Below are 23,707 nucleotides of genomic sequence, written 5' to 3' on the forward strand. Positions count from 1 at the left end.
ATGTCCATTCCCGCAACAGAGGTCGCCGTACTCGACGCGGCTCCGGCGCCCACCCCCTCCAAGCGAGCCAGGCTGCGCTTCCTGCGCGGCGGCAAGACCCTCACCGGGCTCTCGATCCTGGGCTTCTTCACCCTGCTCGCGATCATCGGCCCGTGGATCGCCCCGTACGACCCCGACATGATGAGCGACAAACTGCTCCAGCCGCCGTCCGGCGACCACTGGTTCGGCACCACGCAGACCGGTCAGGACGTGCTGTCGCAGATCCTCGTCGGCACCCGGGGCGTACTGCTGGTGGGCTTCATCGCCGGGTTCTTCGCGACGGTGCTGTCCGTGCTGATCGGCGTCACCTCCGGATTCCTCGGCGGCGTCATGGACGAGATCCTGTCGGCGCTGTCCAACATCTTCCTCGTCATTCCGGCGCTGCCGCTGATCATCATCATCGCCAGCTTCGTCTCCGACGCGGGCGACCTGCTGATCGCCGGCGTGATCGCCTTCACGTCCTGGGCCTGGGGGGCGCGGGTACTGCGCGCCCAGACCCTCTCGCTGCGCAAACGCGACTACGTCGAGGCCGCGAGAGCCACCGGCGAACCGACGTGGCGGATCATCGGCTTCGAGATCATGCCGAACCTCACCGCCGTGATCGCGTCCGGCTTCGTCGGCACCGTCATCTTCGCCGTCCTGCTGGAGATCACCCTCGCCTTCATCGGCGTCGCCGACATCTCCAACTGGAACTGGGGCACCGTCCTGTTCTGGGCGCAGTCCAACCAGGCACTCGCGCAGGGCGCGTGGTGGTGGTTCGTCCCCGCCGGACTCTGCATCGCACTGCTCGGCACGGCGCTCGCGCTGATCAACTTCGGCATCGACGAATTCGTGAACCCGCGGCTGCGCACCGAGACCGGCTCCTCGCGGACGATCCGGATGCGGGTCGGCTTCACACCGGTGGCGCGCACCACGGAGCGTACGAAGCGAACGAACGGAGCCGCTGGTACGAGCGTGGCCGCCGGCAGGAACGGGGCCGCTGCCACGAACGGGGCCGCCGACAAGAACGGCAGCCGCCCCGCCGACGCCGACCCGCCCGAACGGACCGGCCCGGCCCCCGCACGGACTCCCGACCGCACTCCCGACAAGGAGCCCCGCGCATGACGACCGGTCGCCCCGTCCTCACCATCAGCGGCCTCAATGTCGATTACGGCACCGGCCCCGGCGCGGTCCACGCGCTGCGCGACATCGACCTGACCCTGCACCGCGGCGAGGTCCTCGGCCTCGCCGGCGAGTCGGGTTCGGGCAAGTCCACCCTCGCCTACGCCGTCACCCGGCTGCTCTCCCCGCCCGGGGTGATCACCGGCGGCGACGTCCACTACCAGCCGCCGCAGGACGGCGCGGCCCCGGTGGACCTGCTGGCGCTCACGCCGCAGGAGTTGCGCGCCTTCCGCTGGCAGGAGCTGTCGATCGTCTTCCAGGGCGCGATGAACTCGCTCAACCCCGTGCACACGGTGCACAGTCAGCTCACCGACGTGCTCATGGCGCACCGTCCGGAGATGAAGTCGGCCGCGCGCACCGCGCGCGCCGAGGAACTGCTGACGCTGGTCGGTATCTCCCGTGACCGGCTCGGCGCGTTCCCGCACCAGCTCTCCGGCGGAATGCGGCAGCGCGTGATGATCGCGATGGCGCTCGCGCTGGAGCCCGAGATCGTCATCATGGACGAACCGACCACCGCCCTCGACGTGGTGATGCAGCGTCAGATCCTGCGCAAGCTCGTGGCGCTCCGCGAGGAGCTGGGCTTCTCGGTCGTCTTCATCACCCACGACATCTCGCTGCTGATCGAGTTCTCGGACCGTATCGCGATCATGTACGGCGGCCGGATCGTCGAGGAGGCGGGCGCCGCGGAGATCTACCGCGACCCGCGCCACCCCTACAGCGACGGGCTGCTGCACTCCTTCCCCGCGCTGCACGGGCCCCGCAGGGAGCTGACCGGCATCCCCGGTTCGCCGCCGCATCTGACGGCGATGCCGACGGGCTGCGCCTTCCATCCGCGCTGCGGCAAGGCGTTCGACCCGTGCGCCGAGCACATACCGGTGCTGGCCGCGCCGGACGGCGCGGACGAACGCACCGTGGCGTGCTGGCTGCACCACTCCGCCCCCGGCGCCGCCGCCGAACCCGCCCCGGAGTTGGCCGGGGACACAACGCCGGCCCGCTCCGGCTGATCCACGCCCGACCCGCCCGACGCCCGCCCCGTCGACACGCCTGACCCGCCCGCCCAGGCACTGTCCGCGCCCGGCCCCGCCCGCGCCGTGCGCCCACCGATGAACCAGGAGACCCATGAACGCCACCCCCATCCAGGACCTCACCCGCCCCGCCACGGCGCTCAAGGGCCTGCCTGCCGACTTCCGTTGGGGCGTCGCCACCTCCGCCTACCAGATCGAGGGAGCCGCCGCCGAGGACGGCAGAACCCCCTCGATCTGGGACACCTTCTGCCGGGTACCGGGCGCGGTCGAAGGCGGCGAGCACGGCGACGTGGCGTGCGACCACTACCACCGGATGCCGCAGGACGTGGAGCTGATCGCGGGCCTCGGCGTCGACACGTACCGCTTCTCGCTCGCCTGGCCGCGCATCCAGCCCGGCGGGCGCGGGCCGGGCAACGCGAAGGGCCTGGACTTCTACAAGCGCCTCGTCGACGAGCTGCACGGCAGGAACATCACCCCGTGGATCACGCTCTACCACTGGGACCTGCCGCAGGAGTTGGAGGACGCGGGCGGCTGGCCGGCCCGTGACACGGCGTACCGCTTCGCCGACTACGCGGCGATCGCCTACGACGCGCTCGGCGACAGCGTCGAGCACTGGACCACGCTCAACGAGCCCTGGTGCTCGGCCGTCCTCGGCTACGACGCGGGCGTCCACGCCCCCGGCCGCAAGGACTTCGGCGACTCCATCCGCGCCGTGCACCACCTCCTGCTCGGCCACGGCCTCGCCTCGCGGCGCATCCGCGACGCCGCCGGCGACAACCCGCTGGAACTCGGCATCACCCTCAACCTCGGTACGGCCACGCCCGAGACCGACAGCGAGGCCGACCGCGAGGCCTGCCGCCGCGCCGACGGCCAGGGCCGCCGCCTCTACCTCGACCCGCTCGTCCACGGCCGCTACCCCGAGGACGTCGTCGCCGACCTGGCGCTGCGCGGCGCCGAACTGCCCGTCCAGGACGGCGACTTGGAGATCATCGCCAATCCGCTGGACGTCCTCGGCGTCAACTTCTACCGGGGAGCCCTGTTCTCCGGCGTCACCGAGAGCGGCTCCCCGGTGGACGACAACGGGCTGCCCGTCACCCGCGGCGTGCCCCGTGACCTGCCCCGTACCGCCATGGACTGGGAGATCACGCCGACCGAACTCACCGACCTCCTCGTGGGCCTCCAGGAGGACTACGCCATTCCCACCGTCATCACCGAGAACGGAGCGGCCTTCGACGACACCGTCGCCGCCGACGGCTCCGTCCCGGACGCGGACCGGACCGCGTATCTCGCGGACCATCTCGCGGCCGTCACCGAGGCGCGCGCGCAGGGCGCCGACGTACGCGGCTATTTCGCCTGGTCACTGATGGACAACTTCGAGTGGGCGTACGGCTACGACAAGCGCTTCGGCATTGTCCGCGTCGACTACGACACCCAGGTCAGGACCCTCAAGGACAGCGCCAAGTGGTACCGCGACACGATCGGGCTCACCCGCGAGGCGCGATAGGTCCCACCGGACCCGTGCCCCGACCCGCCCCCGGCCACCACGCCGGGGGCGGCGACGGGGCCGTCCGCCCGCAGGTACGGCACGGCACGCACCACGCGCGGTAACACCCCCGTACGGACATCGCTCCATTCACCCGTATCGCCAACGGAGTCAACGATGCCCCCACGTACGTCCTTACTCGCGACCACCACCCTCGCCCTGCTCGCGCTGGCGGCGCCGCTCGCCGTCGCCGCACCGCCGCAGCCGCCCGCCGCCCAAGCCGCCGCGGCGTGGAACACCGACCGCGCGGCGGAAGCCGTCGCGGCCAGACCGGCGGCCGTCACCACCTCCGGCGTCGAGAACGCCGGCACCCCCGCCGTCGCCGCCTTCGACAACAACCCCGCCACCCGGTGGGCCAGCGACTTCGCCGACAACGCCTGGATCCAGGTCGACCTCGGCAGCGTCATCCGCGTCAGCCAGGTCAAGCTCGAATGGGAGGCCGCCTTCGGGAAGCGGTACGTCCTGGAGATCTCCCGCAACGGCACGGACTGGACCGACTTCTACACCGAGGACGAGGGCACCGGCGGCACCGTCACGGCGCACACGTACCCGCAGGAGGCCACCGGGCGCTACGTCCGGATGCGCGGCGTCGAGCGCGGCACCGCCTGGGGCTACTCCCTCTTCTCCTTCCAGGTCTTCGGCGGCGAGCCGGCGCCCGCCTCCACGACGCGCAGCAACCTGGCGCTGAACCACCCCGCGTACGGCGAGCTGTACCAGCACGCGGGCAACTCACCGGCCTTCGTCACCGACGGCGGCTGGCCCGCCGACCTCAAGGCCGACCAGTCGCGCTGGTCGAGCGACTGGAACCAGAACCGCTGGGTGGGCGTGGACCTCGGCGCCCCGTCCGTGATCCAGTCCGTGGACCTGTACTGGGAGGCGGCCTACGCGGTCGACTTCGAGCTCCAGGTCTCCGACGACAACCGCAACTGGCGCACCGTGTACCGGCCTTCGGCGGCGCAGGTCGCCGAGCGCCGCGCCAACATCAAGTCACCGGCGGAGGCGGTCGGCAGGCACGACACGATCAATCTGCCGGCCCCGGCCAACGGCCGCTATGTGCGGATGCTGGGCAAGGAGCGCCGCTCCTTCTACAACCCGGCGCCGTCCACGGCGCAGTTCGGCTACTCGCTGTACGAGTTCCAGGTCTGGGGCACCGGCGGCAGCGCGGCGGCGGCGTACCCGGCGCTGCCGCAGAACCCGGGCGGCGCCTACCGGCAGACCTTCTTCGACGACTTCACCGGCTCCGGTCTCGACCGCAACAAGTGGCGTGTGGTGCGCACCGGCCAGGAGATGGGCTCCGTCAACGGAGAGTCGCAGGCGTACGTGGACTCGGCGGACAACATCAAGACGCAGAACGGGGCGCTCGTCCTGGAGTCGAAGTACTGCAAGGGCTGCACCACGGTGCCGGGCGGCGGCACCTACGACTTCACCTCGGGCCGCGTCGACACCAACACCAAGTTCGACTTCACGTACGGCAAGGTCAGCGCCCGTATGAAGCTCCCCGTCGGCGACGGCTTCTGGCCGGCCTTCTGGATGCTGGGCAGTGACGTCGACGACGCGTCGGTCTCCTGGCCCGGCTCGGGCGAGACGGACATCATGGAGAACATCGGTTACGCGGACTGGACGAGTACGGCGCTGCACGGCCCCGGTTACTCGGCCGCCGGCAACATCGGCAAGTCGCAGACCTTCCCCGGCGGCGGGCGGGTCGACCAGTGGCACACCTACGCCGTCGAGTGGACGCCTGAGGGCATGGTCTTCAGCGTGGACGACCGGGTCGTGCAGACCACGTCGCGGCAGAAGCTGGAGTCCACGCGCGGGGAGTGGGTCTTCGACCACAACCAGTACGTGATCCTCAACCTGGCGCTGGGCGGCGCCTACCCCGCCGGGTACAACCAGGTCACCACGCCGTACTGGGGCCTGCCCCAGTCGAGCGTCGACAAGGTCGCGCAGGGTGGTGTGAAGGCCGAGATCGACTGGGTGCGGGTCGAGCAGAAGTAGCCGGCGCTCCTCGCCGGAACTCTCCCGTACCTCCCGTACCCCCATGAGTGACGCACCCGGGCCTCCCCGCCCGGGTGCGCCGCTCGTTCCGGCCACCTCCTTACGGAGGCGGCCCCTCCCCGGACCTGGGCCGCCCCGGCCCGATCCGGCAGGTGGCCCCGTCCGGCCCCGTCCGGCCCCTTCTGTTCGCGTTCTGTCATATCTCGCCCACTCCGGATCATGGCGCCCTCCGGTACCGTCGTGATATGAGGACGAGGCTTTTCACCACTCTGTCCGGGTTGCTGCTCGCCTTGACGGGCGCCGCCGTCGTCGCGCCTCCGAGCGCGCACGCAGCCACCGGCCCCGATGCCGTGGCCGAGGCCTTCAAGAAGGGCCCGGTCTATGTCGATCCGCGCGCCTCCGACCAGCTCTCCGGGTCGGACGCCGCCGCGCTGACGAAGAAGATCAAGGACGCGGACAAGCCGGTCTTCGTCGCCGTCCTGCCACGGTCCGCCGACTTCGGCCCGGACAACACCCTCCTCAGCAGGCTCCGCACCGCGACCGGGGTGTCCGGCGTGTACGCCGTACGCCTCGGTGACGCCTTCGACGCCGCCGCGGACGCCCGTAACCTGCCGCCGGACGCGGTCCGAGCGATCACCGACGGCGCGAAGGGCACGGGCCCCGTCGGGGCGTCCACGGAGCTGAACAACTTTGTCGACCAGGCACTCGCCGAATCGCGCGGCCAGGCGCCCGCGGGCTGGGACACGTCCTCCGGCGGCGGCGCCGACGGCGGCAGCGCGACGGCCGGGCTGATCACGCTCGGCGGCGTCGTGGTGCTGGGCGGCGCGGGTGTGTACGCGGTGCTGCGGCGTAACCGCCTCCGTAAGGAGGAGCGCGACAGGCAGGCCCTCGACAAGCTCCGGGTCGTCGTGGACGAGGACATCACAGCCTTCGGCGAGGAACTCGACCGGCTCGACTTCCATCCGGGCGAGAAGGGCGCCGACGACGCGATGCGCGCGGACTACGAGCAGGCGCTGGACGCGTACGAGAAGGCGAAGTCCCTCATGGACCACGCCGAGCGCCCCGACGACGTACGCGGGGTGACCGAGGCGCTGGCGGACGGCCGTTTCTCGCTCACCGCGCTGGCCGCGCGCCGCGAGGGCAGGCCCCTGCCGGAGCGCCGTTCGCCGTGCTTCTTCGACCCCCGGCACGGTCCTTCCGTGAAGGACGTGGACTGGTCGCCCCCGCCCGCCGGCGCGGTCCGTTCGATCCCGGTCTGCGCGGCCGACGCGGCCCGGCTGGAGGACGGCGACGACCCCATGACGCGGATGGTGCAGACCGAGCACGGCCCGCGTCCGTACTACGACGCGGGCCCGGCGTACGGCCCCTGGGCCGGCGGCTACTTCGGCGGCGGCGTGCTCCCCGCCCTGCTGGTGGGCACCATGCTCGGCACCGTCCTGGCCACCCCCGCCTACGCCGCGGACTACGGAGGCGGCGACTACACCGGCTACGACGGCGGCTCGGGCGGTGACTTCGGTGGCGGAGGCGGCTTCGGCGGGGGAGGGGACTTCGGAGGCGGCGGCGGTTTCGACGGCGGCGGTTTCTGAGACCGCCCCCGGCCGGCTCCGCCGCCCGCGCTCCGGTGCGGGTCAGGCGGCCTGCGGCTGGTTCTTGATCGCGGAGATGTCGAAGACCAGCTTCACCTTGTCGCTGACGACCACGCCGCCGGACTCCAGCGCCGCGTTCCAGGTCAGGCCCCAGTCCGAGCGGGAGATCGTGGCGCTGCCCTCGAAGCCGACGCGCTCGTTGCCGTACGGGTCCGTGGCCTTGCCGTTGAACTCCAGGTCGATGCTGAGCGGCTTGGTGACGTCCTTGATGGTGAGTTCGCCGGTGATCCGGTAGTCGTCGCCGCCCAGCTGCTCGGCGCTCGTCGAGCGGAAGGTCATCTTCGGGAACGTCTCGGCGTCGAAGAAGTCCGCGCTGCGCAGGTGACCGTCACGGTCCGGCGCGCCGGTGTCGATGCTCTCGATCTCCACGTCGATCGAGGCGGAGGAGTTCTCCGGCTTCGAGCCGTCCAGGCTCAGCGTGCCCTCGTGCTTGCTGAACGAGCCGCGCACGTTGGTGACCATGGCGTGCCGCACGGTGAAGCCGATGCTGCTGTGCGACGGGTCGATGGTGTAGTCACCGGTCAGGTGCGCCAGGTCGGGGTTGACCGGGGCGGCGGCGACGTCGGTGTCGGACTTGCGGTTGAACAGAGACATGAGGTTACTCCCGGGGGGTGTTTGTTTAGCGTTCAAGTACTGAGTGGAAGCGTAGACCCATCTCGTTCAAACTTCAACATCTTCCGCCGATCGGGTGACGTCGGCCGGAAACACGACGGTGCCCCGCCGCCCCCTCCGTAGGAGGAGAGGCGACGGGGCACCGTCACAACTGGAGCCGGCGGACCTCAGGAACCGACCGATACCGTGAAGCGCACCGGGTTGCCGTCGTGCGCCGCGCCGGAGACGTCCGGCTCGCCGTCCGGCCGTACGTCGTCGTACGGGAACGCGTACCCGATCGGGGTGTTGGCGTGCAGCACCCGCGCCCAGTGGTTGGTGGACGGGTCCTTGTAGTAGTCCGCAGCCGTGGCGCCGTTCGGCTGGTCGGGGTGGGTGAGGAGCGTCGAGCGGTTGAATCCGGCCGCCAGCCGCGCGAGGAGGGCCTTCTTGTCGTCCGAGTCGTCCGGGTTGTTGGTGAAGGGCCCGTGGTTGCAGGTGAAGATGTCCTTCGAGGACGGCTTGGAGAAGGTGTGGCCGCCCGCGAAGGTGAGGGTGTCGCCACTGACCCGGCCGGCCAGCACGCCGCGTCCGCCCTGGAGGTCGATCTTGAGGTCCTCGGCGGCGTACTTCTGCCACACCTGGTCGACGTAGCCGTCGAAGACGTCCCGGAAGGGCATCTCGTCGGGGCGGTCGAAGTACGGCGCCATCGCGTTCTGCGGCGCGATCACCCGCAGGACCTGGCCGTCGGCGCCGCGCGTGATCAGCTTGTCCCACGGCTGCCCGTCGGCCGCCGCCTGCGCGGTCAGACCGTCGGCGATCTTCTGGAGGGCGCCCTCGGGCAACGGGGCGACCTCGTGCTTCGCGTCGCCCTCCAGGGTGATCCCGATGGGCAGCGCGGTCACCAGGTCGACGTAGCTGATGTTGGAGTACAGCTGCTGCGGATTGAAGGTGAACTCGGCGAACGACCAGGTGCGGCCGTAGTTGGGGTCGTCCTCGCTCGCGAACGCCGGCTCGACCAGGGACGGGCCCGGGTTCAGGAAGAAGTCCAGCGTGTCGTCGCGTACGAAGTAGACGCGCGCGCCGAACATCTGGGGCAGCGTCAGCGTCACGGCCGCGCCGCCCGCCGCGTTCAGCGGAATGGCGCAGTCGACCGGCAGCGGCGTGTTGGCCTCCGCCGGTGACTCCGGCTTGTACACGCTGCCGTCGGCACGGAGCAGTACCCAGCGGTCGGTGCCCTGCTCGTGGCCGGTGACGTACGCGTTGACCGCACCGGGCAACGACTTGTTCACCAGGGCGAGTTCGCAGGTCTCGGCGGCGGCCGAGGCGCGGGGGCTGAGAGCGCTTCCCCAGGCGGGATAGGTGAGCGCCGTAGCCGCGGCGGCCGTGCCGGTCAGAAACAGTCTGCGCGATATCACGGATGTTCTCCTGAGATGTGGGGGGAACGCAGTGACGCGCGGTACGTGGGGGGCGCGCCTGCGTCTGCGCCCCACTCTCGTCAGGTGTCCCGGACGCGTCAAGAGTTGCGGCTGAGAGCGCTCTCAATAGTTTGCGAGTCTTCACAACCTGACGTCACCCCCTCACCCGCCGCCACTCCCGCCACCCGGTGACCGGAGGTGTGGCTCCCGGTCGGCCATCGGCCGACATCCGACTGACATCTGGAGGAACCTCACAAGCGCGAGGGGCTTCCGGCTGTCGATTCGCCCCGCGTCCGCCCCGGCACTGTCCAGCTCCACCAGGAATCCGGGCAGGAGACTGTGTGGAGTCGACGGCGGCTTTTCGCTCCGTTGTTCGTAGGGTCGATACATGACCGTTGTGGACCAGACGCCGAGTGAGCCCGTCGACGCCCGTGGGCGCGTGGCCGAGCTGCACTCGCTGCGGGGGCAGGCGCTGAGCGGACCGAGCGAACGCGCGACCGAGGCGCAGCACGCCAAGGGGAAGCTGACGGCGCGCGAACGCATCGCGCTGCTGCTCGACGAGGGCTCGTTCAGAGAGGTCGAACAGCTGCGCCGGCACCGGGCGACCGGTTTCGGCCTGGAGGCCAAGAAGCCGTACACGGACGGGGTGATCACCGGCTGGGGGACGGTCGAGGGCCGCACGGTCTTCGTGTACGCGCACGACTTCCGGATCTTCGGCGGCGCGCTGGGCGAGGCCCACGCCACCAAGATCCACAAGATCATGGACATGGCCATCTCGGCCGGTGCTCCGCTCGTCTCCCTGAACGACGGCGCGGGCGCCCGTATTCAGGAGGGCGTGTCCGCGCTCGCCGGCTACGGCGGCATCTTCCAGCGCAACACCAAGGCGTCGGGCGTCATCCCGCAGATCAGCGTCATGCTCGGCCCGTGCGCCGGCGGCGCCGCCTACAGCCCCGCCCTCACCGACTTCGTGTTCATGGTCCGTGAGACGTCGCAGATGTTCATCACCGGCCCCGACGTCGTCAAGGCGGTCACGGGCGAGGAGATCACCCAGAACGGACTCGGCGGCGCGGACGTGCACGCCGAGACCTCGGGCGTCGCGCACTTCGCGTACGACGACGAGGAGACCTGCATCGCCGAGGTCCGCTACCTGCTGGCGATGCTCCCCTCGAACAACCGCGAGAACCCGCCCACCGCCGAGTCCGAGGACCCGGCCGACCGCCGCTCCGACGTGCTGCTCGACCTCGTCCCGGCCGACGGCAACCGCCCCTACGACATGCGTAAGGTCATCGAGGAACTCGTCGACGACGGCGACTACCTGGAGATCCACGAGCGCTGGGCCACCAACATCATCTGCGCGCTGTCCCGGCTGAACGGCCAGGTCGTCGGCATCGTCGCCAACCAGCCGCAGTCCCTCGCGGGCGTCCTGGACATCGAGGCGTCCGAGAAGGCCGCACGCTTCGTGCAGATGTGCGACGCCTTCAACATCCCGATCGTGACCCTGCTGGACGTACCGGGCTTCCTGCCCGGCGTCGACCAGGAGCACGGCGGCATCATCCGCCACGGCGCGAAGCTGCTGTACGCGTACTGCAACGCCACCGTCCCGCGGATCTCGCTCATCCTGCGCAAGGCGTACGGGGGTGCTTACATCGTCATGGATTCCCAGTCCATCGGCGCCGACCTCACCTATGCCTGGCCGACCAACGAGATCGCGGTGATGGGCGCGGAAGGCGCCGCCAACGTCATCTTCCGTAAGCAGATCGCCGAGGCCGAGGACCCCGAGGCCATGCGCGTACGCATGGTCAAGGAGTACAAGGCCGAGCTGATGCACCCGTACTACGCCGCGGAGCGCGGTCTGGTCGACGACGTCATCGACCCGGCCGAGACCCGCGAGGTCCTCGTCTCGGCCCTCGCGATGCTCCGTACGAAGCACGCCGACCTGCCGTCCCGCAAACACGGCAATCCCCCGCAGTGAGCACGCGCCCCCCGGACGCGACACCCGTGGCACCCGCGCCGCACACGCCGCCGCCCATCTGCCGAGAAGACGGAGACACGAGCCCGATGAACGATTCAGCCGACAACTCCCCGCTCCGCGCGGACAGTTCCCTGCTCCGGGTCGAGAAGGGCCAGGCCGGCCCCGAGGAGCTGGCCGCCATCACCGCCGTCCTCATGGCCCGCGCCGCCGCCCGCACCGGCGCGGACGCCGCGCCCGCCCACCGTGGCCGCTCCACGGCCGGCTGGCGCCGCCTGGAGCGCACGCCGGGCTTCCGGGCTCCGCACAGCTGGCAAGGCTGATCCCAGGCGCTCCAGCGGCCGTACAGCGCCGCCTGAGCCACCCGCGCCGCACCTGCCACGACGGCAGAGGCCCCGCACTCCTCGGAGTGCGGGGCCTCTGCCGTGATCCGTCCTCGTGCCGCCGGACTCAGCGAAGTCGTGCCATGAGTGCGTGTTCGACGAGGGTGATCAGTCCGCTCTTGGCGTCGGCGCGGTGCCGCGCGTCCGTCGTGATGATCGGGGTGTCGGGGCCGATCTGGAGTGCTTCGCGTACTTCGTCGGGGGTGTAGGGCTGGTGTCCGTCGAAGCCGTTGAGGGCGATGACGAAGGGGAGTCCTGAGTTCTCGAAGTAGTCGACGGCGGGGAAGCAGTCGGCGAGGCGGCGGGTGTCGACGAGGACGACGGCGCCGATGGCGCCGCGTACGAGGTCGTCCCACATGAACCAGAAGCGGTCCTGTCCGGGGGTGCCGAACAGGTAGAGGATCAGGTCCTGGTCGAGGGTGATACGGCCGAAGTCCATGGCCACGGTCGTCGTGGTCTTGTCTCCGGTGTGGGTGAGGTCGTCGATGCCGGCGGAGGCGCTGGTCATGACGGCTTCGGTACGCAGCGGGTTGATCTCCGAGACGGCGCCGACGAACGTGGTCTTGCCCACGCCGAATCCGCCCGCCACCACGATCTTCGCGCTGGTGGTTGAGCGGGCTGCACCGCCGCTAGAGCTTGCGAAGTCCACTGAGCACCCTTTCGAGCAGTGTCACATCTGGTTGGCCCCCGGCGGTCTCGTCGCCGCCGGGTTGGTGAATGGCGACAAGTCCGGCCTCCGCCAGGTCGGCTACGAGGATCCGGGCGACGCCCAGGGGGATGGAGAGCAGTGCCGAAATCTCGGCGACCGATTTGATCTCGAAACAGAGCCGGCAGATCCGCTGGTGCTCGGGCAACTGCCCTTGCAGCCGGGACGGATCGGCCGTCGTGCTGACCAGTGCCTCGATGGCGAGCTGGTACCGCGGCCTCGTCCGGCCGCCGGTCATGGCGTACGGACGTACCAACGGGTTGTGCGCGGCGTGCTCCGGCTCCTGGTGGTGCCTCGGCTGTACCGGCTGGATTCGGGGCTGCGGCGGGCCGTACGCGGGCTGCTGTCCGTACGGCTGCTGCTGTCCCTGGCCCTGCCCCTGGCCATACGACGGCTGCGAGCCGTACGGCTGTTGCTGACCCTGACCGTACGACTGCCGCTGTCCGTACGGCTGTTGAGGCTGCTGGTACGGCTGCTGCTGATGTGGATCATACGACTGTCCGCCGCCGTCCCACTGCCCGCCCTGGCCGCCGTTCCCGTCCGGCGCGGAGGGGGAGTTGAAGTGGTTCCGGGCACGCTCACCCGGGACCTGTCGGCCACCCTCGTAAGGATGTCCGCCTGGGGGTGTTGCCACCGTTTCCTCCTCCGACTCCGGTCGTCGGTAACTGTTCTTCTGTGGAGTCGCGCCACCGAACCCTATGGTGCGATGGCGCGAAACGCACTGTCTGTCTGTTAGTTGAGAAGACTTCCCTGGAGTTCGGCGCGCAGGTCCGGTGTCAGCACCGTGCCCGCCCGGTCGACGAGCAGAGCCATTTCATAACCCACCAGGCCGATGTCGGCCTCGGGGTGCGCGAGGACGGCGAGCGACGAGCCGTCGGAGATCGACATCAGGAAGAGGAACCCGCGGTCCATCTCCACGACGGTCTGGGTGACGGCCCCGCCCTCGAAGATCCTGGACGCCCCGGCGGTCAGCGAGGTCAGACCGGAGGCCACGGCCGCCAGTTGGTCGGCGCGGTCGCGCGGGAAACCCTCGGACATGGCAAGCAGGAGTCCGTCGGCGGAGACCACCACCGTGTGGGACACCCCGGGGGTGTGGTCCACGAAGTTGGTGATCAACCAGTTGAGATTCTGCGCCGCCTGGCTCATCGGGCTCACACTAACGCTCCTGGTTGTAGGTACTGCCCGGGCCTGGACCCGGTCCGTTCTTGTCCGTCCCCGTCGCTCCGGCGCCGCCCGCCCCCGCGTCACGACCCCGCTGGACGCCGCGTCGCAGGTTGCTCAGCCTGCCACGCACGTCCTCCGGCGCCCGCGAGACCTGGGGACCGTGCTGCGGCGTCGACTCCGCGGTTCCCTCGATCAGGTTGGCCTTGGGAACGCGCCGGGGGAGCCCCGACGGGGTGATCCCGCCGGCCTTGGGCTCGCGGAGCTTCTCGGCCCGCTGCCAGCGGTCGTCGTTCGTCGAACGCCAGTCGTCGGGGCCGTTCGCGTCACTCTGTCCGTTCTGCGGCTGCGGGGCCGCCGGTGCGTACGTCTCGGTCTCGTCGGTCCTGTCGGTCGGCCGTGCCGCGGGGGACGGTGCCTGCCGGCCGGCGGGCGGCGTGGACCGCTCCGGCCCGGCCGCCGACGGGGCCGTCCCGAAGAGATCGGTCCGGCCGCTGTCGTGTCCGTTCCGCTGTCCGTCGTCCCCACCGGTGGTCTGCCACGACTCCGGCTTCGGAGGCTGCGAGGTGGTGCCACGGCGTGGCAGTCCCGCTCCCGTCAGTGTGTGACTGGCGCTCGGCGAGGGTCCCGGACGTTCGAATTCTACGCGTTCCCGGGTGTCCGCCGCAGCGCCGTCGGACGATTCCGATTCAGGTCCCGGCGCCGCGTCGTACCCGCCCTGGTAGCCACTTTGGTCACTCCAGCCACCCTGGTTGGCCTGGGGAGCGAAGAGGTTGTCGTGGCCCGCCCCGTCCGGCCGAGGAGCCTCGTACGCACCTTCCGTATACGGGCCGGTGAGCGGATCCTGCTGCTCCGGGTACCCGTCGGGTGTCTGATATCCGTCGGTACTCGTCCCGTAGCCGTCGGGGGCGTACGTGTCGTATCCCGCGCCGGCGTACGTCTGCCCGGCGTCGGTGCCGCCCTCGGGCGCCGGGTAGCCGTTCTGCTCGTACGACGCCTGCTGCGGCGCGTACTGGCCGTCGACCTCCTCGCGGTACTGACCGTCGACCTGGTCGCCGTAGAGGGGCCCGCCGCCGGGCAGGGCCGCCGGGGCGCCGTTGCCGCCGCCCAGCGCCGCGCGGCGCTCGTCGCGCATGAGGGAACGGTTCACCGGATCGAGACTGCGCGGATCAGCCGCCGCCCCGGCCCCGGCCCCCTCGTCGTACCGAGAATCGTCGAAGCCGAGTTCGGCCGCCGTCAGCATGGGCGCCTGGAACGCCTGCTGCTCCGGCTCGAACGCCGCGCCCTGCTGCTCCGGAATGATCTGGGAAACGGTGAAGTCGTCCGGCGGCTGCTGCTCGCCGCCCCCGCCGTGCGTGATCGCGTCCGGGAGCATGACCAGCGACGTGGTGCCCGCCTGCTCGCCCGAGGGCCGCAACTGCACCCGTACGCCGTGCCGGTCGGCCAGCCGGCCGACCACGAACAGACCCATGCGCTGGGACACCGCGGCGTCCACGGTGGGCGGGTTGGCCAGTTTGTGGTTGATGTCGGCGAAGTCCTCGGCGGTGAGGCCGATGCCCTTGTCATGGATCTCGATCATCACGCGGCCGTCGGGCAGCCGGGTCGCGGTCACCCGCACCTTCGTCTGCGGCGACGAGAACGTGGTGGCGTTCTCCAGCAGCTCGGCGAGCAGATGCACGAGGTCGGTCACGGCCTGGCCGTGGATGTCCGTCTCCGGCACCCCGGACAGCTCGATGCGCTCGTAGGACTCCACCTCGGAGGACGCCGCGCGCAGCACGTCGACCAGCGGCACCGGCTGGTTCCAGCGGCGGCCCGGCTCCTCACCGGCGAGGACCAGCAGGTTCTCGCCGTTGCGGCGCATACGGGTCGCGAGGTGGTCCAGCTTGAAGAGGTTCTCCAGCTGCTCGGGCTCGGCCTCGTGGTTCTCCAGCTCGGTGATCAGGGTCAGCTGGCCCTCGATCAACGACTGGTTGCGGCGCGAGAGGTTGGTGAAGATCGCGTTGACGTTGCCCCGGAGCATGGCCTGCTCGGCGGCGAGCCTGACGGCCTCACGGTGCACCTGGTCGAAGGCGCGGGCGACCTCGCCTATCTCGTCCCTGGAGTCGATGGGGATGGGCTGTACGCGAGTGTCCACCCGGCCGGGCTCGGTACGCGACAGCTGGTCGACCAGCATCGGCAGCCGCTGCTCGGCTATGCCGAAGGCGGCCGTACGGAGCCGGCGCATGGCCCGGCTCATCTGCCGCGCCATCATGCCGGCCAGCACGAAGGCGGCCAGCAGGGCGATCACCACGATCGCGCCGTTGATGATCGCGTCGTTCCTGGCGCCGTCGGAGATCTCCGCGGCGTCGCTGACGGCGTTGTCGACCAGGTCCTTCTCGATGATCGTGTAGCCGTCGAACTTCGCCGTGGTCGCGGCCATCCACGCCGTGGGGGTTACGCCGCGCTCCTCCAGCTGGGAGGGGCTGTCACCGGTGGCGATGGCGGCGACCATGCCGTCGACGACCGAGCCGCCCTGGGCCGGCGGGGCGACGAACTTCTCGCCCGCCGCCGCGGCCTGCTGGCGCGCCGTTGCGAGCTTCTTGGCGCCCTCGGCGGTCTTCTCGCCCATGATCTTCTGAAGCTTGGCCGTGTCCGCGTCGGTACCGCCGGAGACGTACTCGGCGACCGCGATGTCCTCCAGATAGGCGTACGAGGAGAACGCGATGGACTGCCCCGCCCGTACCGCCGACTTCTCGCTCGGCCGCACCAGCAGATGCAGACCGATGGAGCGCTGGAGCGAGGAGGCGGCCTTGGAGAGCTGGATGGCGTAGACGGTGCGGCCGTAGCTGGTGATGTTGCCGGTGCCGAGGCCCAGTTCGTTGGAGAACTCCATGAGGGAGTGCTGGACCAGCACATAACCCTCTTCGGTCGCCACCGGACCGCCGTTGCGGCCGGTCTTGTCGGGCGTCTCGACGCCCGCCGTGTACGCCGTCTTGCGGATCGTCTCCAGCTTGGGCTCTTCGGCGCGGAAGAGCCGCAGCCGCCGCTCCAGGCCCTCGTCCTGCGGCATGGACTCGACGGCGCGGTCGAACCCGGCCTTCGCGGCGTCCGTGGCGGCCCTGGCGTCCACGACGACCTTGTCGTCGCGCTTGTTCGTCAGCAGGGGCTGGGCGGTCAGGTCGCGCTCGTTGAGCAGGGCCTGGCCGTACTCGGACGCGGCCCGGACGACGAGCGCGGTCCGCTCCGCGTCCTGGGCCTCCTGCCAGGTGTCGATGGAGCCCTTGACCTGGAAACCACCCATGACGAGGCCGACGAGCACGGGTATCAGGAGGATCGCGTTGAGCCGAGTCGGCACCCGCCAGTTGCGCGGCGACAGGCGGCTGGTGCTGCCGGGCGCCGGAGGCCTCCCTGGCGCATCCGCAGGCGGCGCCGCTGTACGCCGCGGCGGGGTGAAGTTACCCCGCGCCGCCTGCTCCGCGGAGCTCGTCTTGCTACGCCTCACTCGACCAACAACCTCTCGGCGTCGGCACCTACGTTGTGCCGTTTTTCGTTCAGGGCCGTACTACTCGGGAGTTCATCGAATTCCAGCACGTGAGGCGGTCCCGTTCCAAACAGTGGGAATCAGCCATTCCGAGTGGTCCATACCGGAGATAAAACGGGCATAAAGAACGAGCCCCGTCAAAAGACGAGGTTGATGTGAGCACAGCGATACCAGCCGAACGCGTCGGGCGACCGAGCGGCGGCAATTCTCTTCTCAAACGTTATGAACACCGACGTGGGCTATGTCAAAAGACACAGCCCACGCCCGACCCCGGCTACGGCAACTGCCGTACGACAACGTCTACTTGAGTCGTGCCATGAGTGCGTGTTCGACGAGCGTGATCAGTCCGCTCTTGGCATCGGCGCGGTGCCGCGCGTCCGTCGTGATGATCGGAGCGTCCGGGCCGATCTGGAGTGCCTCGCGTACTTCCTCAGGCGTGTAGGGCTGGTGTCCGTCGAAGCCGTTGAGGGCGATGACGAAGGGGAGTCCTGAGTTCTCGAAGTAGTCGACGGCGGGGAAGCAGTCGGCGAGGCGGCGGGTGTCGACGAGGACGACGGCGCCGATGGCGCCGCGTACGAGGTCGTCCCACATGAACCAGAAGCGGTCCTGTCCGGGGGTGCCGAACAGGTAGAGGATCAGGTCCTGGTCGAGGGTGATACGGCCGAAGTCCATGGCCACGGTGGTCGTGGTCTTGTCTCCGGTGTGGGTGAGGTCGTCGATGCCGGCGGAGGCGCTGGTCATGACGGCTTCGGTACGCAGCGGGTTGATCTCCGAGACGGCGCCGACGAACGTGGTCTTGCCCACGCCGAATCCGCCCGCCACCACGATCTTCGCGGAGGTGGTCGATCGTGCCGCTCCGCCGCTAGAGCTTGCGAAGTCCACTGAGCACCCTTTCGAGCAGTGTCACATCCGGCGTGCCGCCGGCCTCTCCGTTACCCGGCTGGTGGATGGCCACCATGCCGGCCTCTGCCAGGTCGGCCACGAGGATGCGCGCCACACCGAGCGGCATGGACAGCAGTGCCGACACCTCGGCGACGGACTTCACCTCACGGCAGAGATGGCAGATCCGCTGGTGCTCCGGGAGCAGCCCGGCGAGATGTGCCGGATCGGCCGTCGTGCTGACCAGCGCCTCGATGGCGAGCTGGTACCGCGGCCTCGTCCGGCCGCCGGTCATGGCGTACGGACGTACCAGCGGCTGGTCGCCCTCAAGTCCGTAGGACGCGTCGACTGAGGCGCCGTACGGATCGTGAGAGGCGGGTGGCGGGGTCATGAATCCTCCGGGCGTGACAGCAAGATGTCTGCGTGCCGTCTGACTGGGCCGGGGTGGGGCCGGTTCGCGGCCTGACGGTGGATGGCGCTGTGGGCGGTACCTGGAAGCCTCAGTGCAGCAGGCTCCCCTGGAGCTCGGCGCGCAGGTCCGGTGTCAGCACCGTGCCTGCCCGGTCGACCAGGAGGGCCATCTCGTAGCCCACCAGACCGATGTCGCAGTCGGGGTGTGCGAGCACCGCCAGTGAGGAACCGTCGGACACGGACATGAGGAAGAGGAACCCGCGGTCCATCTCCACGACGGTCTGGGTGACCGGTCCGCCTTCGAAGATCCGGGACGCCCCCGCGGTCAGCGAGGTCAGACCGGAGGCCACGGCCGCGAGTTGATCGGCGCGGTCGCGCGGGAAACCCTCGGACATGGCAAGCAGCAGGCCGTCGGCGGATACGACCACTGTGTGGGACACCCCGGGGGTGTTGTCCACAAAGTTGGTGATCAACCAGTTCAGATTCTGCGCCGCCTGGCTCATCGGACTCAACTAACGCTCCTGCTGGTGAGAGGGGCCGAGGTTGAAACTGCCGGTCGTCGAACTGTCGGCGGTACGGCTGCCGGCCTGACGACCCTGCTGAATGCCCCGGCGAAGGTTGGTCAGCCGGCCGCGTACGTCATCTGGCGCACGCGAGACCTGCGGACCGGTCTGGTTGCTCTGCTCCTGCGCGGTTCCCGGTACCAGGTTGGCACGTGGGACCCGACGGGGCAGACCTGAGGTGGTGATTCCGCCCGCGGCGGGCTTCTTGACCCGCTCGGCCTGGCGTACCAGCTCGTCATTGGGTGACGTGCGCCAGGAGGACGTGACGGCGCCGTTGCCGTTGGCGTTGCCGTTCGCCGGCTGCCGTTGCGGCATCGGGGGAGGAGGGGACACCGGTCGGTCCGGGGGACCCTCCGGGGACTGCTGCGGGAACGGCTGCTGCTGCTCGGGCGCCTGGGGCACCTCGGGCTGCGCGGGGCCGCCGTTCTGCTGCCCGTGGAACCAGTTGGTCTCCAGCGTGTCGAACAGCGGTGTACGGCCGTCTCCGGGCCCGGCCGGGGGCAGTGCCTCCGGCTGGGGCTGCTGGGGAAGCGCGCCGACCGGCGGACGCGGTGCGCCGAAGTCGGCACCGTTCGGGCCGTTCTGGCCGTAGCCCGGGCGGCCCTGGCCCTGGTCCGCGCCCGGACGGCCTTGTCCGGGCGGCGGGTTCTGGCCGAAGAGATCGTTGCCCGGGGAGCCGGGCGCGGGGGCGGGCTCCGGGGGACGGGGCGCGTTGAAGTCCGGTCGCGGGAACTGCTCCGTGGACGCGGGATTCTGTCCCAGGCCCGGACCCTGTCCTTGGCCCTGGCCCTGGCCCTGCCAACCGGCATTCACGTCGCCCGAGTTGGGGACGGGGTAGGACCCGGTGTCGCTGAATCCGTTGCCGCCGTTGCCGCTGTTTCCGGCGCCGTTGTTCAGGTCCGGCCGGGGGCCGTCGAAGTCGGGACGCGCGAACTCGGCGGTGGAGCCGGGGCCTTGGCCCTGCCCCGCCGACGGCATCGCGAACTGACCGGTGTTCTCGGGCTCCTCGTGGCCGCGCGGGGCGTCCGGCGAGAACCGCTGCGGCGCGGACTGCTGCCCGGTGCCCCAGGTGGTCGTCGCACTGGTGCCGGGACGCTGCGGGCGCTGCGGCGGCTGCGGGCTGCCGCCGGGCAGCTCGGCGCGCGGTCCGCCGGGCGGCGGCAGCTGACGGCCGCGGTCGACCGGCGGCGGTCCACCGGCCGGCGCCCCCGCACCCTGCGGGAAGGCGTTGCGGTCGCGGTTGGCGGGGCCACCACGTCCGTTGGGGCTGGACAGGCTCTGCCCGGGCCGGGCGAGCCTGCCACCGGCCTGCGGCACCGGACCCGACGGCTGCCCGGGGCCGCCTTGGCCGCCCTGTCGGCCGGCCGCCTGCTCACGGGGGCTCGTACCGAACAGGCTGGGCCCTCCGGAGCTCTGCCCCATGCCCGGGCGCTGCTGGTCCTGCGGCGGACCGGACTGCGGCCGGGTGGGCAGGCCGCTCTGGCCGTTCTGCATTCCGTTCCTGGCCGGCAGCGCGGCGCGGGGCCCCGTACCGGCTCCGACCTGGCCCCGTGACGGCGGGGTGGCGAGACGTCCGGCTCCGGCGGCGCCGCCCGCGAGCCCGGCGGCGATGCCGGACTGCTGACCGCCGCCACCGAGGGCGCCCTGACCGGAGGGCGACGGCCCGCCCGAGCCGTTCTGCGCACCGACGCCGGGGCGCGGCGGCATCTTCTTGCCGCCGTTGGCGACATCGACGGGCAGCATGACCAGCGCGGTCGTACCGCCGGAGTCGGAGGGGCGCAGCTGGATCCGGATGCCGTGTCGCAGCGAGAGCCGGCCGACCACGAACAGACCCATGCGGCGCGACACCGAGACGTCCACGGTGGGCGGCGAGGCAAGCCGTTCGTTGATCGCGGCCAGGTCCTCGGGGGAGAGGCCGATGCCGGTGTCGTGGATCTCGACGAGCACCCGCCCGTCGGGCAGCGCGTGACCGGTGACGCGCACCTTGGTCTGCGGCGAGGAGAACGATGTCGCGTTCTCCAGCAGCTCGGCGAGCAGGTGCACGAGGTCGTTGACGACGCGGCCGGCGACCTCGGTCGTCGGTACCGAGGCCAGCTCGATCCGCTCGTACTGCTCCACCTCGGAGGCCGCGGCACGGAGCACGTCGACCAGCGGTACGGGGCGCGTCCAGCGGCGGCCGGGCTCCTCACCGGCGAGGACCAGCAGGTTCTCACCGTTACGGCGCATACGGGTCGCGAGGTGGTCCAGCTTGAACAGCGAGGACAGCTGGTCCGGGTCGGCCTCGCGGGACTCCAGTTCGGAGATGAGCGACAGCTGGCGCTGGATCAGGCCCTGGCTGCGGCGCGAGAGGTTGGTGAACATCGCGTTGACGTTGCCTCGCAGCAGCGCCTGCTCGGCGGCCAGTCGGACGGCCTCGCGGTGCACGTCGTCGAAGGCCGCGGCGACCTTGCCGATCTCGTCCCTGGAGTGCACACCGACCGACTCGACGGAGGTGTCGACGTCCTGCGGGTCGGAGTCGGAGAGCTGCTTGACCAGCTCGGGCAGCCGGTCCTGGGCGACCTTGGTGGCCGTCTCCTGGAGGCGCCGCAGCGAGCGGATCATGGAGCGGGCGACGACGAAGGCGCCGACGAGCGAGACACCGAGGACGACGAGGATCAGCGCACCGTTGATGAGCGCGTCCTGCTGCGACTTCTCGCGCAGCTGCCGCGCCTTGTTCTCCATCTCGCCGAGCAGCGTCTGCTCGATGATGTTCATCGCGTTGATCTTGGCGGAGGCCTGGTCGGTCCAGTCCAGATACGAGCGGTTCGGCCGCCCCTCCAGTCCGCCGGAGATGCCGAGGACCCGCTGCGCGTACTCGTCGGCGGCGTTGATCTCGGGGTTGCCCTTGCCGCTGAGCGGCGCCGTCAGCTCCTCGGCGTTGCCGCCCATCGACTCGTACAGCGCGTCGAAGGAGGCGAGGGCGTTGTCGCCCTTGGTGGCCGCGGCCAGACCGTAGAGCCGGTCGTTCTCGTTGAGATCGCCCTTGAACTTGGGGTCGGCGGGGAGCGCGGAGGCGATGATCGCGCGCTGGATCGACGCGTACTCCTTGGCGGAGGAGAAGGCCGCCAGGGCGCGGGTCCGCTTGATCATGTCCGGGTTGCTGGTCGCCTGCGCCATGTCCTGCGACAGGCTCAGCAGCGAGTCGATGAGACCGCTGTAGGCGTCGACCGTCAGGGAGTGCGTGGTGTCCGAGTCGTACGCGTCCTTGCGGATTTCCTGGATCTTGTTGACCTGGGTCGCGATCTGGCTGACGTTGGCGCGGATCGACTCCAGCGCCTGGTCGCCGTCGGTGTTCCCGATCTCCACGGTCGCGCCGAGGAAGGCCTTCTTGGCCCGGTCCGTCTTCGTACGGCGGTCCTGGACCTTGAAGTCCTTGGGGTTCGCGCCGTTGGTGAGCGGGCCCGCCGACTCGTCGCGCTCCGCCTGGAGCGCCGCGGCGAGGCTGGTCGCTTCCTTGGTCATCTTCGTCAACAGCTGCATGTGCTCCAGCTGCTGCCGGTCGTTCAGGGACTCGTTGATACGCAGTCCGCCCAGCGTGGTGGCCGCGACCACCGGCAGGGTGAGCAGTGCCACCAGACGGGTGCTGATGCGCCAGTTGCGCAGCGCTATTCGCGAACCCGCGTCGGTCGACGCCGACTTGGGCGCGGCGTTCGGGGCGTCGCCACCGGGCGCCGCACCGGGCTGGGCGCCCCGGTCACCACCCTCGCCGGCCGGACCTTGGCCCGGGTTCTGGGTGTGCTGGGGCGAGGAGCCGCGGTCGGTTCCGCCGCGGGGCTCCTGCTCCGCCGCAGCGCTGCTATCCCTCTTGAAACGTCCCTGCACTAGCGTCGCAACCTCTGGACCAGGCGTCCCCCCGCAGAACGGCGGAACGGTGTCGGCGTCGTGGAGCACAGAGTGCGCTCCAAGGTGGTCGTTGAGTGACCGGCGATGCTCCCCTTCCCCGCATGCCACTCGGCGCCGCGTCGCGCCCTTACGCGCCGTCCTGAAGAACCCGCGGCGGTGCGTGGAATTTCAGCACAGAGCAGGATCTCCAACAAGGGCCGCGTACCTGGCTGTGACCTGGGTGACACCTTGTGAGTGGGACGTGACGATCGGTAGAAGGTGTTCGGGGAGGAAACGGACTTCCCGGAACGAGTCCCGTGTGGGTGAGGCGTGCCCCAGTCCTGATGATCAGGAGCGGAATGGAGCGTTCGATAAGGCAATGTCCGTTTCCACCGGTCTCGACCACTGTCCGTGATGGGTGAATTGCCCGGCAGGTCGTGAGCAAACTCACATGGAGATCGTTGCGCCATCCAGGCTTTCGCAGGGAATCACGTGTTTAGCCTGACGCTTTACATGGATGGCACATTCGACAACCGGCGCTCCTGAGCACCCGTACCCGACAAGGTCTGCGAACAACCCATGAAGATGACGAAGATGTTCCGCAACACCGCCAACCCCCGCCGCACCACGCTGGCGAACCTGACCGACGCCGGGGAGCTTCTCCCGCCGGCGCCGCCGGAACACTCCGTCGACCTGCCGGTCCGCACGGCCAACCCGCAGCGTACGACGCTGATCGACGCCCCCGTCGCACAGTAGGGCACGCACCACGGCGGCCCCGCACCGCGTCGGCCGCCGCCCCCCGCCGCGCTAGCCTGGGACGTCAGTCTCCAGTCAAACAG

18 protein-coding genes are annotated in these 23,707 nt (G+C 70.2%); 8 read left to right on the top strand and 10 right to left on the bottom strand.

From position 1 onward, the window contains the following. The 5 genes from ACFYNU_RS06475 (at nucleotide 1) to ACFYNU_RS06495 (ending at nucleotide 7,349) form a co-directional block, all read left to right on the top strand. Nucleotides 1–1,143: an ABC transporter permease gene (locus tag ACFYNU_RS06475; protein ID WP_356587897.1), complete on the top strand. Its 1,143-nt coding sequence runs from the start codon at nucleotides 1–3 to the stop codon at nucleotides 1,141–1,143. Beyond that, complete coding sequence (locus tag ACFYNU_RS06480; protein ID WP_356587895.1) at nucleotides 1,140–2,204, top strand: ABC transporter ATP-binding protein; 1,065 nt, start codon at nucleotides 1,140–1,142, stop codon at nucleotides 2,202–2,204. Before ACFYNU_RS06475 ends, ACFYNU_RS06480 begins: the two co-directional genes overlap by 4 nt. 115 nt (nucleotides 2,205–2,319) lie before the next feature. Further along, nucleotides 2,320–3,729 carry a GH1 family beta-glucosidase gene (locus tag ACFYNU_RS06485; RefSeq protein ID WP_356587892.1) on the top strand — a complete coding sequence of 470 codons (1,410 nt, stop codon included), beginning with the start codon at nucleotides 2,320–2,322 and terminating at the stop codon, nucleotides 3,727–3,729. A 156-nt stretch (nucleotides 3,730–3,885) separates the two neighbouring features. Next, a complete protein-coding gene (locus ACFYNU_RS06490) occupies nucleotides 3,886–5,763 on the top strand; it encodes a discoidin domain-containing protein (RefSeq protein WP_356587890.1) in 1,878 nt (625 codons plus the stop codon). Nucleotides 5,764–6,008: 245 nt separating this feature from the next. Further along, entirely contained in the window at nucleotides 6,009–7,349 is a 1,341-nt protein-coding gene (locus tag ACFYNU_RS06495; RefSeq protein WP_356587888.1) for a hypothetical protein, read from the top strand. 42 nt (nucleotides 7,350–7,391) lie between these two features. On the opposite strand, the gene ACFYNU_RS06500 is transcribed toward ACFYNU_RS06495, so the two are convergent. Next, nucleotides 7,392–8,003: a YceI family protein gene (locus tag ACFYNU_RS06500; RefSeq protein WP_356587886.1), complete on the bottom strand. Its 612-nt coding sequence runs from the start codon at nucleotides 8,001–8,003 to the stop codon at nucleotides 7,392–7,394. Nucleotides 8,004–8,188: 185 nt separating this feature from the next. Further along, a complete protein-coding gene (locus tag ACFYNU_RS06505) occupies nucleotides 8,189–9,415 on the bottom strand; it encodes a glycoside hydrolase family 64 protein (protein ID WP_356587884.1) in 1,227 nt (408 codons plus the stop codon). A gap of 388 nt (nucleotides 9,416–9,803) precedes the next feature. Here ACFYNU_RS06505 and ACFYNU_RS06510 point away from each other — a divergent pair, with 388 nt between their 5' ends. After that, nucleotides 9,804–11,387 (top strand): acyl-CoA carboxylase subunit beta, encoded by a 1,584-nt coding sequence (locus ACFYNU_RS06510; protein WP_356587882.1) that lies wholly within the window; start codon nucleotides 9,804–9,806, stop codon nucleotides 11,385–11,387. 86 nt (nucleotides 11,388–11,473) lie between these two features. Then, entirely contained in the window at nucleotides 11,474–11,707 is a 234-nt protein-coding gene (locus tag ACFYNU_RS06515) for an acyl-CoA carboxylase subunit epsilon (protein WP_356587880.1), read from the top strand. A 127-nt stretch (nucleotides 11,708–11,834) separates the two neighbouring features. Here ACFYNU_RS06515 and ACFYNU_RS06520 read toward each other — a convergent pair whose 3' ends face one another. From ACFYNU_RS06520 to ACFYNU_RS06555, 8 genes are all read right to left on the bottom strand, one after another. Then, complete coding sequence (locus ACFYNU_RS06520; RefSeq protein ID WP_031229389.1) at nucleotides 11,835–12,416, bottom strand: ATP/GTP-binding protein; 582 nt, start codon at nucleotides 12,414–12,416, stop codon at nucleotides 11,835–11,837. Then, entirely contained in the window at nucleotides 12,397–13,107 is a 711-nt protein-coding gene (locus tag ACFYNU_RS06525) for a DUF742 domain-containing protein (protein WP_356597319.1), read from the bottom strand. The genes ACFYNU_RS06520 and ACFYNU_RS06525 overlap by 20 nt, the downstream gene beginning before the upstream one ends. Before the next feature lie 98 nt (nucleotides 13,108–13,205). Further along, the gene (locus ACFYNU_RS06530; RefSeq protein WP_078079450.1) at nucleotides 13,206–13,619 is read right to left on the bottom strand and encodes a roadblock/LC7 domain-containing protein; all 414 of its coding nucleotides are present in this window, start codon (nucleotides 13,617–13,619) and stop codon (nucleotides 13,206–13,208) included. Nucleotides 13,620–13,629: 10 nt separating this feature from the next. Next, nucleotides 13,630–17,115, bottom strand: coding sequence for a nitrate- and nitrite sensing domain-containing protein (locus tag ACFYNU_RS06535; RefSeq protein ID WP_356597317.1), 3,486 nt, complete (start codon nucleotides 17,113–17,115; stop codon nucleotides 13,630–13,632). Nucleotides 17,116–17,454: 339 nt separating this feature from the next. Continuing rightward, nucleotides 17,455–18,036: an ATP/GTP-binding protein gene (locus ACFYNU_RS06540; RefSeq protein WP_078074889.1), complete on the bottom strand. Its 582-nt coding sequence runs from the start codon at nucleotides 18,034–18,036 to the stop codon at nucleotides 17,455–17,457. Beyond that, nucleotides 18,017–18,424 carry a DUF742 domain-containing protein gene (locus tag ACFYNU_RS06545; RefSeq protein WP_023538417.1) on the bottom strand — a complete coding sequence of 136 codons (408 nt, stop codon included), beginning with the start codon at nucleotides 18,422–18,424 and terminating at the stop codon, nucleotides 18,017–18,019. The genes ACFYNU_RS06540 and ACFYNU_RS06545 overlap by 20 nt, the downstream gene beginning before the upstream one ends. A 109-nt stretch (nucleotides 18,425–18,533) precedes the next feature. Continuing rightward, a complete protein-coding gene (locus ACFYNU_RS06550) occupies nucleotides 18,534–18,947 on the bottom strand; it encodes a roadblock/LC7 domain-containing protein (protein ID WP_023538416.1) in 414 nt (137 codons plus the stop codon). 9 nt (nucleotides 18,948–18,956) lie between these two features. Beyond that, a complete protein-coding gene (locus tag ACFYNU_RS06555; RefSeq protein ID WP_356593848.1) occupies nucleotides 18,957–22,868 on the bottom strand; it encodes a nitrate- and nitrite sensing domain-containing protein in 3,912 nt (1,303 codons plus the stop codon). A gap of 579 nt (nucleotides 22,869–23,447) precedes the next feature. Here ACFYNU_RS06555 and ACFYNU_RS06560 point away from each other — a divergent pair. Further along, nucleotides 23,448–23,624: a hypothetical protein gene (locus ACFYNU_RS06560; RefSeq protein ID WP_356593850.1), complete on the top strand. Its 177-nt coding sequence runs from the start codon at nucleotides 23,448–23,450 to the stop codon at nucleotides 23,622–23,624. Nucleotides 23,625–23,707 lie beyond the last annotated feature (83 nt).

Origin of the sequence: Streptomyces sp. NPDC006643, from assembly GCF_042870175.1 — a bacterium.
Taxonomy (GTDB): Bacteria; Actinomycetota; Actinomycetes; order Streptomycetales; family Streptomycetaceae; genus Streptomyces.